Genomic DNA, 13,007 nt, shown 5'->3' with positions numbered 1-13,007 from the left:
ACCTGCTTGGTGCGGTTCCCGTGAACCGGTGTAAAGATGATTCGGTGACCGACAACGACCGGCCCGACGAGCGTTTCACCCTCGCAAGCGAGCGGACGTTCCTCGCCTGGATGCGGAGTTCGCTCGCGCTCCTGGCCGGTGGCATCGCGATGATCCACCTGGTCCCCGAATTCAGCACCGGGTGGGTGCGGACGACCCTCGGCCTGATCCTGATCGGTCTCGCCGCGGCAGCCGCCCTCGTCGGAATGCGGCGGTGGTCGCAGGTCGAGAAGGCCCTGCGTGACGGCGCACCGATGCCGCCGCCCCACGAGTTGTGGCTGTTCGCGGTGACACTGACGGTGGTGGCACTGGGAGCGGCGCTCGCCAGCCTGGTGGCCGCGCTCTAACCTGCAGAAGAGGTTTGCATCTCGCGAACCGGACGTGAAGACGAAGGAGTACACGGTGGCCCACGAACTCAAGCTCGGTTACAAGGCGTCCGCGGAGCAGTTCGGTCCGCGGGAGTTGGTGGAGCTGGGTGTTCTGGCAGAGGCGCACGGTATGGATTCGGCGACGGTGTCGGATCATTTCCAGCCGTGGCGGCACGAGGGCGGTCATGCGCCGTTCTCGTTGGCGTGGATGACGGCGGTCGGGGAGCGCACGTCACGGTTGCAGTTGGGGACGTCGGTGATGACGCCGACGTTCCGGTACAACCCGGCGGTGGTGGCGCAGGCGTTCGCGACGATGGGGTGTCTGTATCCGGGGCGGATCATGCTCGGGGTGGGTACCGGTGAGGCGCTCAACGAGATCGCGACGGGTTTTGCGGGGGAGTGGCCGGAGTTCAAGGAGCGGTTCGCGCGGCTGCGGGAGGCGGTCCGGTTGATGCGTGAGCTGTGGCTCGGTGATCGGGTCGATTTCGAGGGTGAGTACTTCACCACGAGGGGGGCGTCGATCTACGACGTGCCCGAGGGTGGGATTCCGGTGTACATCGCGGCCGGTGGTCCGGTGGTGGCCCGGTACGCCGGTCGGAGCGGCGACGGGTTCATCTGCACGTCCGGTAAGGGCATGGAGTTGTACACGGAGAAGTTGATGCCTGCGGTCGCGGAGGGGGCGGAGAAGGCCGACCGTGATGTGGCGGAGATCGACAAGATGATCGAGATCAAGATTTCGTACGACACGGATCCGGAGTTGGCGCTGGAGAACACGCGGTTCTGGGCGCCGTTGTCGTTGACACCGGAGCAGAAGCATTCGATCGACGATCCGATCGAGATGGAGAGGGCGGCGGATGCGTTGCCGATCGAGCAGGTGGCGAAGCGGTGGATCGTGGCGTCGGATCCGGATGAGGCGGTGGCGCAGATCCGCCCGTATCTCGATGCCGGGTTGAACCACCTGGTGTTCCACGCTCCCGGGCACGATCAGAAGCGGTTCCTGGAACTCTTCGAGCGGGACCTCGCGCCGCGGCTGCGGGGGTAGGCGGCTTCGCCGCCCGTGCGTGGTTGACGAGTACAGGGACTCTTCAACCACGCACGGGCCCGAAGGGCCTCAGAGCATGTTCACGCGCTTGAAGAGGTGCCGGGAAGGACCGCCCAGCAGATCAGCGTCGTCCAGGAACCGCATGAGCGGCTGCGAACTCTCACGGATCTTGTCCGCCCGGAACCGGTTGTTCTTCGCCTCACGCAGCGCGCGTTCGGTGTCCAGTCCGGCCGCCGCGTAGACGGCGGGATTTATCATGCTGGAGACGATCAGATTCGACGCGATCGCGATGCAGGCGCGACTCGCCGCACGGTGCGCCTTGCTCATACCCTGGGCTCGTCGCAGTGTCTCCTCCCGGGCGAAGCGCATGTGCCGGGCTTCTTCGACCACGTGAATCTTGCTGGTGACGCGGACGATCGGCTGGACGCGTGTGTCCTTCATCCAGTCGCGCTGCATGACGTCGAGGATCTCCTCGGCGACGAGAATGCCGGCGTATGCGACCTCCCCCGAGGCGAGCGCCTTGAACCCGCGACCCAGCGTCACTACCGACTTGCGGGGAACGTAGGAGGGGCAACCGAACTTCTCGGCGGTGCGAGCGAACATCACCGAGTGCCTGCACTCGTCGGCTACCTCGGTCAGTGCGAACTGGAAATGGGCCTGCGACGCGTCCTTGGCGTACATGTCCCGGATGACCATCTGCTGGAGGATCATCTCGAACCAGATTCCGGTGCCCATGATCGAGGACACCTCGTGCTTCGTCAGCGTGATCTGCTGCTCGAACGTCATCTCGTCCCACATCGGCGTGCCGTACAGCGAGGACCACTCGGGCGTGAGGCCGTACAGGTCGTCGGGGACGGGCGCGTCCCAGTCGACCTCGACCGTCGGGTCGTACGACATGCGGGCGGAGGACTGGAGGAGCCGGTCGCCGGTGTCCTGGCGATCCGTGATCTTCGGATTGCGGATAGCGAGCGTCGAGCGTGCCATGAAATCCTCCATGTCAGTGTGTCTAGCAGTTACACCTAATCATGTCGAAGAAAGCTCTTTACGTCAATGCCTCTGGTGTATAAAGAGTAGACAAATCACGGTAGTTCTTCGGGCGTCAAGATCTCGGTGATGATCCCCACAACTCCGACACAAGGCTTGCTCAAAATTTGCCGATCGTCTGTAGTGAGTTCTCGGCAGCGGGCCCGGATGATCCCTTGCCCTGGCATCACCCTGCAGAAAGCGGAATGAACCCATGTCTGATCAGAAGAGTGCCGCCCAGCCCCACAGCCCCGACGTCGTCGTCGGCGCTCGCGTTCGGGTCCGCCGCGACTCCGACGCTCCCGCGCCCGGTGTCGTGATCGAAGATTTCGCGGACCTGTCCCAGTCGGAGGGACTCCTCGGACGTGATTGGGCGCCCGTGCACCGCTGGGCCGTCGCTCTCGACGACGGACGCCTCGTGTTCGCCGACGACGGCGAACTCGACCTCGACGCCGACGCACCGCAGGCGGCGCGCGGCTGATTCAGCCGAGTCCGTCGCCGACATCCTGAAGTTGCTCGACGGTGCCTGCGGCGATGGTTCGCACATGATCGGTGACGACGGAAATCGGCCAGTCCCACCACGCGATCCGCACCAGCGCGGCGATCTCGGATTCCGAGTAGCGGTCTTTGATGTGGACGGCCGGATTCCCGCCCACGACCGCATGGTCCGGCACGTCCCGCGTCACCACCGAACCGGTCGACACAATCGCGCCGTGCCCGATACGCACCCCGGGCATGATCGTCGCATTGCCTCCGATCCACACGTCGCTACCGACGACGGTGTCGCCGCGCGACGGTAGATCGGCGAGCAGATCGGAATGCTGGGCCCACGACCCTCCCATGATCGGAGACGGGAAGGTCGAGACTCCGCTCATGCGATGATTCGCGCCGTTAATGATGAACGTCGTCCCGGTCGCGAATGCGCAGAACTTGCCGATGATCAGCCGCTCCGGCCCGTGGTGCAGGACATTGCGTGTTTCGAACTCCTCCGCGAACTCGGGGTCGTCGTAGTAGCTGTACTCCCCGACCTCGATCAGCGGGTTCTCGATCAGCGGTTTGAGCAGGACCACCCGAGGCTGACCCGAAACTGGGTGCAGGGTCATCGGATCCGGTGCGGTATTCGTGGGCAACTACTTCTCCATTCCTCGGCGCGGGGCGCGCGATCTCTTGTATAGCGCCGTACGGCGCTGGGCTGCACGCACTATTGCGGCGTGCGGCTATTGCCATTGTTCACGAGCTGTTGCTAGAGTCGAACAAAGTTTCGAATGTCCTTGGGGGAGGTTGGTTGTGGGGGAATTGGTGGCGCAGGATCTGGAGGAGTTGCGTGTATTCACGGCGCGGCTGCGGAGGGTTTCCGTCGACGGTGACGCGGGGTTGGGGATCGAGTGGCTCGACGCGATCGAGGCGTTGAAATCGGTCGGGTGCGCGGCGCAGGCGGTGATCACCGACGGCGTCGTCACGTCTATCCGTGCAGATCGCAGGGCTGCGGGGGTGCCACGGGTGGAGTGGGACCGCGGCATCGCCTCGCAGATTGTGTTGGCGCGCAGAGAGTCCCCGTACCGCGGGGGCCGGCATGTGGGGTTCGCGTAGGCGCTGGTGCACGAGATGCCGCACACCCTGGCGATGTTGCGGTCGGGCCGGTTGAACGAATGGCGAGCCACCCTGCTGGTGCGGGAGACTGCATGTCGGTCGGCGACGGATCGGGCGATCGTGGACCGCCGGTTGTGCTCGGACCCGGCCACTCTCGACGGTGTCGGAGCGTCGGGTGACGACACGGCCGGCGCCGGACTCGATGGCGTATCTGAGCGTGCTGATGCCGGTGGAGCAGGCGGTGTGTCTACAGGCGACGTTGGGACGGAATGCGGACAGCTTGATTGCCCCGGGAACAGCGGCGGCCGTACCCGCAATCAGCTAATGGTGGACTTGTTGTTCGACCGTGGCACCGGGCGGGCGGTGGCGTCGGGTGTTCCGGTGGCGGTGAATCTGGTGCTCTCGGACGAGACCCTGCTGGCGGGCGGTCACGAGGCCGCGCACTTGCAGGGGTTCGGGCCGGTGCCGGCCGGGATCGCGCGGCAGCTGGTGGCCGACGCCGTCGACCGTGACACCGAGACAGCATTGCGGCGGGTGTACGCGTGCCCGCAGTTGGGTTCGTTGACGGCGATGGAATCGCAATCCCGCACGTTCCCGAAGAGCCTGCGACAGCTGATCGACCTCCGGGATCAGACGTGCCGCACCCCGTGGTGCGACGCGCCGATCCGGCATCACGACCACATCCGCTCACACCGAGAATCCGGTGCCACGACGGCGGACAACGGGTCCGGGCTCTGCGAGGCCAGCAACTATGCGAAGGAAGGCGACGGATGGTCCGCCCGCCCCGTACACAACCCCGCTCGCGGAGGACACTGTTCGCGCTGCCCCACCGGACGTCGGGAAGGGTGATTCGGCCATAGGCCATCTGACCGCCCGGCGGGTGCGGTGTCAATCGACGGGCGGCGGTGGCCGGATACGCTATGGCCATGGCTGCGCCAGCGACACCCTCACCCGTGAATCCGCCCGCCCGATCCCAGCCCTCGAGCGTTTACATCGCCTCACCGGAGGGGGACACCGGCAAGTCCACCATCGCGCTGGGTGTCCTGCAGATGCTCTGTGCGTCGGCGGCGAGGGTGGGCGTCTTCCGTCCCATCGCCCGATCGACGCAGGAAACCGACTACATCCTCGAGTTGCTGCTCGAACACACGACGGCCGACGTCGGCTACGAGGAGGCCCTCGGGGTCACGTACGAGCATGTCCACGCCGATCCCGACGGGGCGCTCAGCGAGATCGTCTCCCGGTATCACCAGGTGGCGGCGCAGTGCGACGCCGTCGTGGTGATCGGCAGCGATTACACCGACGTGGCGAGCCCGAGCGAACTCGGTTACAACGCGAGGATCGCCGCCAACCTGGGCGCACCGGTGCTGCTCGCAGTGAAGGGAGCGCGGCGCACCCCCGAGGAGGTCGCGCAACTCGCCCAGCTCGCGATCGGTGAACTGACTTCTCACCACGCCCATCCGCTCGCTGTGGTCGCGAACCGCTGCGACCCGGATGAGCTCGATGCGGTCACCGCCGCGTTGGCGTCCACCGGTGTGCCCGCGTGGAGCCTGCCCGAGATCCCGCTGCTGGTCGCGCCGACCATGGCCGAACTCCTCGAGTCGATCGACGGCAGCCTGTTCAGCGGCGACCCCGAGCTTCTCCACCGCGAGGCGCTGCGGGTGATGGTGGGCGGAATGACGGCGGAGCACATTCTCGAACGGTTGACCGAGGGCACGGTGGTGATCGCCCCTGCCGACCGTTCCGACGTGCTGCTGGCGATGGTGAATGCGCATGAAGCCGAAGGTTTCCCGTCGCTGGCGGGCATCATCATGAACGGCGGCCTGATGCCGCACCCGGCGATCGCGAAGCTGATGGCCGGCCTGAAGCCGCGGTTGCCGATCCTCACCACCGGACTGGGCACGTTCGACACGGCCAGTGCGGCCGCGCAGACCCGTGGCCGGGTGGCGGTCGGTTCGCAGCGCAAGATCGACACCGCCCTGAGCGTCATGGAACTGCGGGTGGACGCACCCACACTGCTGGAGCGCTTGAAGTTGCCGATCCCCTCGGTGGTGACTCCGCAGATGTTCGAATACCAGCTGATCGACCGTGCCCGCCGCGACCGCAAGCACATCGTGCTGCCGGAAGGCGACGACGACCGCATCCTCCGCGCGGCGGGGAGACTGTTGCAGCGGCAGGTGGCGGCGCTGACCATTCTCGGCGACGAGGTGCAGGTGCGGCGCCGCGCGGCGGAACTCGGCGTCGACCTCGGTGACGCACAGGTTCTCGACCCCCGGACGTCCGACCACGCCGGGCCGTTCGCCGAGGAGTACGCACGGCTCCGCGCCCACAAGGGCATGACCGTGGAGCGGGCCCGCGAGGTGATGGCCGACATCTCGTACTTCGGAACCATGATGGTGCACTTGGGAATCGCGGACGGCATGGTCTCCGGTGCCGCGCACACCACGGCGCACACCATCCGGCCGTCGTTCGAGATCATCAAGACGCAACCGGGGGTGTCCACGGTGTCGAGCGTGTTCCTGATGTGCCTGTCCGATCGGGTACTCGCGTACGGGGACTGCGCGGTGGTGCCCGACCCCACCGCCGAACAGTTGGCCGACATCGCGATCTCGTCGGCGCAGACGGCGGCTCAGTTCGGCATCGATCCGCGGATCGCGATGCTGTCGTACTCGACCGGCGACTCCGGGAGCGGCGCGGACGTCGACAAGGTGCGCTCCGCGACGAAACTCGTCCGCGAGCGTCGCCCGGACCTGTTGGTGGAGGGCCCCATTCAGTACGACGCCGCCATCGAGCAGAGTGTGGCCGACAAGAAGATGCCCGATTCGGCGGTGGCCGGGAAGGCGACGGTCTTCATCTTCCCCGACCTCAACACCGGGAACAACACGTACAAGGCCGTGCAGCGCAGTGCCGGCGCCATCGCCGTCGGTCCGGTTTTGCAGGGCCTCAACAAGCCCGTCAACGACCTGTCGCGAGGGGCGCTGGTCGAGGACATCGTGAACACCGTGGCCATCACCGCGATCCAGGCGCAGGGAGCAGAGAAGTGACCGAGGGGTCCGTACTGGTAGTCAATTCCGGTTCGTCGTCGATCAAGTTCCAGCTGATCCACCCGGACACCGGTAAGGCCTCGGCGTCCGGTCTCGTCGAGAGGATCGGGGAGCCCGAGGGGCGCATCGTCTATCACCACCGCACCGGATTGGCGGAGCGTCACGTTCACATCGCCGACCACCGGGCCGGGCTGAAGATGGTGTCGGACATCGTCGCCGAGGTGGGCCGACCGCTGAGGGAGGCGGGGATCGTCGCGGTCGGTCATCGCATCGTCCACGGCGGCGACGTGTTCTTCGAACCCACGATCATCGACGACGCGGTGGTGCAGTCCATTTCGGAACTCTCGAACCTTGCCCCACTGCACAATCCGGCGAATGTGATCGGGATCGAGGTGGCGCGGGAGGAGCTGCCGGACATCCCGCACGTCGCGGTGTTCGACACCGCGTTCTTCCACACCCTGCCCGCGGAGGCGTCGACGTATGCGATCGACCGGCAGGTCGCGAAGGAGCACTCCATCCGGCGGTACGGCTTCCACGGCACGTCGCACCAGTACGTGTCGGCCCAGGCGGCCGAGTTACTCGGCAGGGACCTGTCCGAGCTGAACCAGATCGTGTTGCACCTGGGGAACGGTGCCTCGGCGTCCGCGATCCGCGGGGGACGGGCCGTCGACACGAGCATGGGGCTGACCCCGCTCGAGGGGCTCGTCATGGGCACGCGGTCCGGGGACGTCGATCCCGGTGTCATCCTGCACCTGCACCGCAGCGGGATGGGTGTCGATCAGATCGACGACCTCCTGAACCGGCACTCCGGACTCAAAGGCCTGTCGGGGGTCAACGACTTCCGGGCGCTCCTGACGCTCGTCGGCGAGGGCGACGAGGCCGCGGCGTTGGCGTACGACGTGTACGTGCACCGACTCCGCAAGTACATCGGCGCCTACCTGGTGGAACTGGGCGGCGTCGACGTCATCACGTTCACCGGAGGAGTCGGCGAGAACAATGTCGACGTCCGCCGCGACAGCCTGGCCGGGCTGGGGCGCCTCGGCATCGTCGTCGACGACGACCGCAACCGCGCGGATTCCCGGGACGCACGACGTATCTCGGCGGACGAGTCCGACGTGGAGGTGCTGGTCGTGCCCACCAACGAGGAGTTCGCGATCGCCCGTGCTGCGGCGGACCTGATCGGGGCCTGAGCGTTACAGCAGGCTCTTGGGCCGGATGGCGTTGGCGAGATCCACCAGCGTGTACCGGTGAGTGCGCTCGGGGGCGTTGCGGGCCAGCGCCCGCAGGCCTGCCTCGGCGCCCTTGCGGAGGCCCCGTTCGGTGAACGGCACACCGAGGATCTGTTCGCGTTCCGTCGCCGACGTGTGACCGGCACGCATCCAGTCCAGTGCGGTGCCCAAGACGAGCGTGCGCATCTGCAGTGCCCGGCTCTCCTCGGGTGCGAGCGCGGCGACACGGAGTGCGGCCTCCCGGAGGGCTGCTTCGTCGATCTCCTCGATCGGCTTGCCGGACAACAGCATCAGCACACTCGTCATCCGGGCCATGGTGAAGTGCCGGGAGGTCGCGGGAACCTGATCGAGGGCGGCGATGGCGCCGGGTAGGTCGCCGCGTTGGGTGAGTTGCCGCGCCAGCCCGAATGCCGCACTCACCATGCTGTGGTCGGTCCGCCACACCGTCCGGTAGTACTTCTCGGCGAACGTCCGCCACTGATGGGGATCGGAACTCTCCCAGTGCTGCAGAATCAGTTCGGCGGTGGCGGCCAGAGCAAGCTTGGGAGCCGTCTCCCCGGGCATCGCCTTCAGCACGGATTCGAAGCGGGAGAACGCCGTCTCGTATTCGCCGTCGATGAGCGTCGCGAGTCCGGCGTACCAGTCGACGCGCCAGTTCCCGCCCATGTCGCCCTCCACGGCGCGGAGGAGTTCGGTGGCGGTGGCGGCGTCACCGAGATCGAGGTGCGCCTTGATCTCGGCGAGTGTGAGTTCCCGGGAGAACGACACGTCGAGGTCGCCGACGACTCGTTCGATACCGTTCTCGCGCGCGTGCCGAATGGACTCCAGTGTCTGCTGCGGTTCGCTGTGCACCGCGGCGGCCAGGAGTGGGGCGTTGGGATCGGTCGGGTCGATCAGGGGCACCGCCAACGCCTGCGCCACGGAGTGCGGATCGAGATTCTCGTCCCGTTCGACGCCGTCGACGTACACGTCGGTCTGCTCGACGGCCTCGTTCGTGCCGAACGTCGTTCTCTGCTTGCTGAACACGGTCGACAGTCCGGGATGCTCCTCACCGGTCTGCTGCGCGAGCACCTCCCGCAGTACCGCTGTGAGCTGACCCGCCATCTCCTCGGCGGACGCGAAACGCCGGCTCGGATCGGGGTCGGTTGCGCGCAACAGGAGTCGGTGGAAGAACTCGTATTCCGCGAGGAGCGGCGCCTGCTCGGGGGACGGGATCCCGTCGAGGTACCGGCCCTTGTCGGACGGCATGTCGAGCGTCAGGACGGCGAGTGTGCGCCCCACCGTGTAGATGTCGGACGCCACGGTCGGGCCGGTCTTGACGATCTCCGGCGCCTGAAACCCGGGTGTGCCGTACAGGTAGCCGTAGTCCTCGATGCCCGCGACGGCCCCGAGGTCGATCAATTTGAGGGCGTCCTCGGTGACCATCACGTTGTCCGGTTTGAGGTCGTTGTACACCAGGCCGGTGGAGTGCAGATATGCCAGTGCGGGAAGGATTTCGAGCACGTAGGCGATGGCCTGCTCGACCGGCATGCGCTCGGGCTTCTCGTGCGTCGACAGGACGTCCCGCAGCGAGTGACCGCCCACGTACTCCATGACGATGTACCCCATCGGGGTCCCGTCCGATCGGGGATGCTCCACGAAGTTGAAGATCTTCACGATGCTCGGGTGGGCCACCTCGGCGAGGAACTGGCGTTCGGCGACGGCCACGGCCTGAGCCTCGGCGTCGCCGAAGTGCAACAGGCCCTTGAGAACCACCCACCGGTCGCTGACGTTGCGATCGATGGCCAGGTAGATCCAGCCGAGGCCGCCGTGCGCGATGCAGCCCTGCACCTCGTACTGGCCGCCGATAAACTCGTTCGGGCCGAGAAGCGGCCGGAAGTCGTACGTGGCTCCGCACGAGGGGCACAGACCGAACTCGGAGCCCTCGGACGTGGCACTGGTGCGGCCGACCGGTTTGTTGCATTTCCAGCAGAAGCGCTTGCTCTCGGGGACTTTCGGGTCGGTCATCACGGCGGACGCCGGGTCGAGCGTCTTCACGACGGGAACCTCGACGAGACCGCCGCCGAGTCGCAGGCGCTGCCCGGACCGGGTGCGCGGTGAGCGCGTCGAGCGGCCGGTGCCGGACGCGCCGGACGGCCGGGACGTCGGCGTCGCCTGGGTGGCCGGACCCTCGTCCGGTTCTTCCCGGACCGCGGCCTGCGTGGCCTCCTCCTCCGGCTCCCGGACGGCGGCCTGGGTGGCGATGTCCGGGTCGGTGGACTCCGGGTTCTTCGAATGTTGCGGCATGCGTCCCCTCAGTCCTGGTACACGGCGGACGGCGGGGCGGGGGACGGCCCCAGCATCGACAGCCAGTGGTCGTACATCCTGGTCCAGGTACCGTCGCGGCGGATCCGTTCGAGCGTGCCGTTGACGAACCGCACCAGGTCCTCGTTCGCCTTGGTGATGCCGACGCCGTACGGCTCGGCGCCCATGCTGTCTCCGACGATCTCGAGATACGGGTCCTGGGATGCCAGGCCGGCGAGGATGGTGTCGTCGGTGCTCACCGCATCGACCTGCCGTTGTTGCAGGACCACCAGGCAATCCGACCACATGGGGACCGTCAGGATGTCCGCGGTGGGCGCCACCTGCTGCAGCCGTGTCAGCGACGTCGTGCCGCGGACGACGCAGACCCGCTTCCCGTCCAGGTCGGCGGCGCTGCGGATCGGGGAGCCCTTCACGACGAGAACCCGCTGCTGTGCCTCGAAGTACTCGGAGGAGAACGCCACCCGTTCCTTCCGGTCGCAGGTGATGGTCATCGTCTTGGCCACGATGTCGACCATCGACTCCTGAAGTGCCTTCTCGCGATTCGCCGACGTGAGGATGCGGTACTCCAGCCGGTCGGGATCGCCGAACAGGTCCCGTGCGATCTCCCGGGCGATGTCGACGTCGAAGCCCTGGACGGCCCCGGTCGCCGGATCGCGGAAACTCATCAGATTGCTGCCCGTGTCGAGGCCGACGACCAGACGCCCCCGCGCGCGGATGGCGTCGACCGTCGGCATCGGCGGTGCGGCGTCGGTGTCGGGGAACGGGCGCAGGCTCGCGGTGGGATCGCCGCAGTCCTTCTCCGGGGTCGGCGGCGCAGCGCTCGTCTCGGGCGCCGGCGTCGCGGCCGCGGGTAGCGGGGGCTCGGTGTACGACACGCTCGGCGATCCGACGTGCGCCGGACTCGACTCGGCGCACCCGCCGATCAGCAACGTGGCCGCCACCAGCACCAGCGCGATCCGGCGCCCCCTCACTGGTATTCCCGCAACCGAGGCCACAACCCGATGATAATTCCGCCGAACGCGATGAGCGTCAGGACGAGGGCACCGGAACCGAGCGCGGTCAGCACGCGGGCCGCGGATTCGACATGCGACCGCAGACGGTCGCGGGCGGTGCCGATTCCGTCGGTGAGCGCGTCGTCGACGGCGGTGAACTGCGCCGCGGAATCCGACGGTCCCGGTCCGATGGCGACCGTTGCCGCCGAGGCGAAGTCGCCCTTGGCGAGGATCTCGTTCATGCGGTCGTGCGCCGAGGACCAGAGCGTCCACGCCTCCTGCGCCCGCGCCACCTCGTCGTGGCCGACCGCGCGGTCGCCGTCGTGGGGGTAGCTCGACAGCAGGGTGTCGAGCTGACCGGACTTGTCCTCGAAGACGGCGTCGTAGTCGCCGTTCGAGTCGCGGCGGACCAGTTTGAGGGTCTCCTCGGTGCGGGCCTGCTGGGCGAGGATGCGGGCGGCGGTCAACTCGTGCATCGGGCGGGCACCCTCGGTCAGTGCCCGCTTGGTGTCGACTGAGGAGACCAGACCGGCGACCAGCATCCACACCAGGAGGATCGCCGTGCACGACGACGCCACGATCAGCCCGAGATTGAACGTGCGCCGACTGAGTCTCGCGATGACTATCTGGGCGACGAGCAGCGCGACGAGTGCGACGAGGATCAGGATCAGCGCCAGCCAGGGTGGGCGAGAGTAGTCCCGTTGCGTGTCCGCGACGGCGGCTTCCTGCTGGGCGTGCAACTGCTGCGCCATCGGCAGCATGCTCGTCTGCATCAGCGTGGACGCCTCGCTGAGGTAGGCCGCGCCGACGGGATGGCCGGTGCGATTGTTGGCCCGTGCAGTCTCGACGAGACCGGCGTAGACGCTGAGGTCGCTGGAGATGGAGGCGAGCAGTCGGCGGCTGTCCACGTCGCTCGCCGCGAGACCGCCCGACGCGTACACGAGGTCGGCGGAGGCGGTGCCGATCGCCTGCGCGTAGGTGTCGCGGAGTTCGGGAGGTTCGAGACCGCCGGAGATGAACGCCGTCGTGGCCGCGGCGTCCGCCACGGACAGGGCGCTGTAGAGGTTCTGCGCCGAGAACGACAGCGGTTCGGTCTCCGCGAGGACACTGTCGAGGGTGGCTTCCCTGCTGTTCGCCGTCGAGGCGGCCACCAACCCGGCTGTGAGTGTGAGCAGAATCAGGAGGGCGCCGAGGGCGGTGAGCTTGGCGGGAGTCGATGCCAGGAACGCGCGCAGTTCCTTGCGGCGCGCCACCGCGGGGTCGACGTCGTCGTCCGCGGCGGCAGACAATGCGCGGCTGCCGTGGGGTTCGATCGACGGTGCCTCACGCAGAACCACCTCGCACCCCTCCCGTGTCATGGCCGCACCTTGTGGGGAGCA

Annotated in this window: 10 protein-coding genes and 1 pseudogene; 6 read left to right on the top strand and 5 right to left on the bottom strand. The window is 67.2% G+C overall.

Annotated features, from left to right (window positions below):
- Window positions 1-44 precede the first annotated feature (44 nt).
- Complete coding sequence (locus PSR88_RS11125) at window positions 45-386, top strand: YidH family protein (RefSeq protein ID WP_005264833.1); 342 nt, start codon at window positions 45-47, stop codon at window positions 384-386.
- Between the two features lie 55 nt (window positions 387-441).
- Entirely contained in the window at window positions 442-1,449 is a 1,008-nt protein-coding gene (gene fgd, locus PSR88_RS11120; RefSeq protein ID WP_011595003.1) for a glucose-6-phosphate dehydrogenase (coenzyme-F420), read from the top strand.
- 69 nt (window positions 1,450-1,518) lie between these two features.
- On the opposite strand, the gene PSR88_RS11115 is transcribed toward fgd, so the two are convergent.
- Window positions 1,519-2,433: an AurF N-oxygenase family protein gene (locus PSR88_RS11115; RefSeq protein ID WP_011595002.1), complete on the bottom strand. Its 915-nt coding sequence runs from the start codon at window positions 2,431-2,433 to the stop codon at window positions 1,519-1,521.
- Window positions 2,434-2,686: 253 nt separating this feature from the next.
- Between PSR88_RS11115 and PSR88_RS11110 the strand changes: the two genes are divergently transcribed.
- Window positions 2,687-2,953 (top strand): hypothetical protein, encoded by a 267-nt coding sequence (locus tag PSR88_RS11110; RefSeq protein ID WP_011595001.1) that lies wholly within the window; start codon window positions 2,687-2,689, stop codon window positions 2,951-2,953.
- Window position 2,954: 1 nt separating this feature from the next.
- Here the strand turns inward: PSR88_RS11110 and PSR88_RS11105 are convergent, their stop codons facing one another.
- Entirely contained in the window at window positions 2,955-3,575 is a 621-nt protein-coding gene (locus PSR88_RS11105; RefSeq protein WP_411755676.1) for a CatB-related O-acetyltransferase, read from the bottom strand.
- Window positions 3,576-3,759: 184 nt separating this feature from the next.
- On the opposite strand from PSR88_RS11105, the pseudogene PSR88_RS11100 reads away from it, so the two are divergent.
- From PSR88_RS11100 to PSR88_RS11090, 3 genes and pseudogenes are all read left to right on the top strand, one after another.
- Window positions 3,760-4,911, top strand: a pseudogene (locus PSR88_RS11100) (HNH endonuclease).
- A 71-nt stretch (window positions 4,912-4,982) separates the two neighbouring features.
- Window positions 4,983-7,103, top strand: a complete 2,121-nt coding sequence (gene pta / locus PSR88_RS11095; protein WP_016882703.1) for a phosphate acetyltransferase — start codon at window positions 4,983-4,985, stop codon at window positions 7,101-7,103.
- Complete coding sequence (locus PSR88_RS11090; protein WP_011594995.1) at window positions 7,100-8,293, top strand: acetate kinase; 1,194 nt, start codon at window positions 7,100-7,102, stop codon at window positions 8,291-8,293. The genes pta and PSR88_RS11090 overlap by 4 nt, the downstream gene beginning before the upstream one ends.
- 3 nt (window positions 8,294-8,296) lie before the next feature.
- Here PSR88_RS11090 and PSR88_RS11085 read toward each other — a convergent pair whose 3' ends face one another.
- From PSR88_RS11085 to PSR88_RS11075, 3 genes are read right to left on the bottom strand one after another with little or no spacing between them, the layout of a single operon-like run.
- Window positions 8,297-10,618, bottom strand: coding sequence for a serine/threonine-protein kinase (locus PSR88_RS11085; protein ID WP_011594994.1), 2,322 nt, complete (start codon window positions 10,616-10,618; stop codon window positions 8,297-8,299).
- Window positions 10,619-10,626: 8 nt separating this feature from the next.
- Window positions 10,627-11,607, bottom strand: coding sequence for a glutamate ABC transporter substrate-binding protein (locus PSR88_RS11080; protein WP_011594993.1), 981 nt, complete (start codon window positions 11,605-11,607; stop codon window positions 10,627-10,629).
- The gene (locus PSR88_RS11075; RefSeq protein WP_011594992.1) at window positions 11,604-12,986 is read right to left on the bottom strand and encodes a hypothetical protein; all 1,383 of its coding nucleotides are present in this window, start codon (window positions 12,984-12,986) and stop codon (window positions 11,604-11,606) included. The genes PSR88_RS11080 and PSR88_RS11075 overlap by 4 nt, the downstream gene beginning before the upstream one ends.
- Window positions 12,987-13,007: the final 21 nt, after the last annotated feature.

Source organism: Rhodococcus sp. DK176, assembly GCF_038447315.2.
In the GTDB taxonomy this organism is placed as follows: Bacteria; Actinomycetota; Actinomycetes; order Mycobacteriales; family Mycobacteriaceae; genus Rhodococcus_F; species Rhodococcus_F jostii_A.
The sequence above is the reverse complement of the archived record's forward strand: the minus strand, read 5'-3'. Positions and strand labels throughout refer to the sequence as shown.